Annotated in this window: 2 protein-coding genes; both read right to left on the bottom strand. The window is 27.8% G+C overall.

Annotation, left to right across the window (positions count from 1 at the left end; all coding sequences use genetic code 11):
* Nucleotides 1–508, bottom strand: a 508-nt coding sequence (locus ACO409_RS11030) for an energy-coupling factor transporter transmembrane component T (protein WP_485557217.1), incomplete at its 3' end; no start/stop codon positions are given.
* Between the two features lie 6 nt (nt 509–514).
* A partial coding sequence (locus ACO409_RS11025) for an ECF transporter S component (protein WP_485557215.1) occupies nt 515–1091 on the bottom strand: 577 nt, incomplete at its 5' end.

Here is a 1091-nt window from a genome sequence, read left to right as displayed (position 1 = left end):
TTTCCACACCTCTTGCCTTTTGTGAATCCATAATAACATCTGACTGTTTTTTCATTTCAGGAATCATTTGAAGCGATAAGAGAAGTATAAACGCAGCTTTTGAATTAAGTCCTTTTTTTTCTAGAGCTACCGTAAATTCTTTAGCTTTTGATACCAGTGTCAGCATCGTTACAGTAGAAACTAAAGCTGAAATTTTAGAAGTTAGCTTTGCCGCTGTTATTATTCCAGCTTTATATACTGTAATAAAACCAAATTTTGCCATAATCTCATTAGAAGGTATCATAAGTCCCTGTACAGCAAATATAATTAAAGTTAAAAAAAACAAGCTAAAAAATACTCTTTTTAGATAAATTCCTAATTTTCCATAAAAATAGACAATAATTCCACAAATTAATATCAATAAATATCCATAAATATAATTTGGCAAAATAAATGCTGAAATTAATAAAGATACTGCCAAATAAAATTTTGTAAGAGGATATAAATTTTTCAAAAAATTTTTAATCATAATTTTTTATTCTCCATTTTTTTTATAAATATAATTTCCACCATACTTAAATTTTATTAAATATCTATCTGACATACTTTTTATAATTAACATAGAAATTATTGTAGTTACAATTTTATCAGTAGCTTCTGTCAACATAGTAGCTATCCCAACTGCCTGTCCTAAACTAAATCCTAAACTTTTGAATAAAACTACTACTGTAGATGAAGCATTTCCTGTAAATCCACCATAAACTTTAATAATTATAGGAATAGATACAAGTATTGATGTTAAAGCTAATGCCAAACTTACTATGATTGTCTTAGTTATTAAATTTTTAGTTTTTATTTTTCCTACTAATCCTACAACCAGAGCGTTACATATTCCTACTGGTATAAAAGCAAAATATTCAGGAGAAAAACTTCCAGTAATAAGACTTGTAATAACTGCTGTTGCTATTCCAACCCAAGGCCCTGCAATAAGGCTAATAAATACCGATCCAATCGAATCTAAAAATATTGGAATTTGCAATAATTTAACAATTCCAAAACCCGCAAAATTAATAGCTACCGCTACTGGTATCAACAAACTTGACATTAAAGAA

The organism is Leptotrichia sp. (genome assembly GCF_057270615.1).
This window is presented reverse-complemented; position numbering and strand designations above follow the sequence as displayed.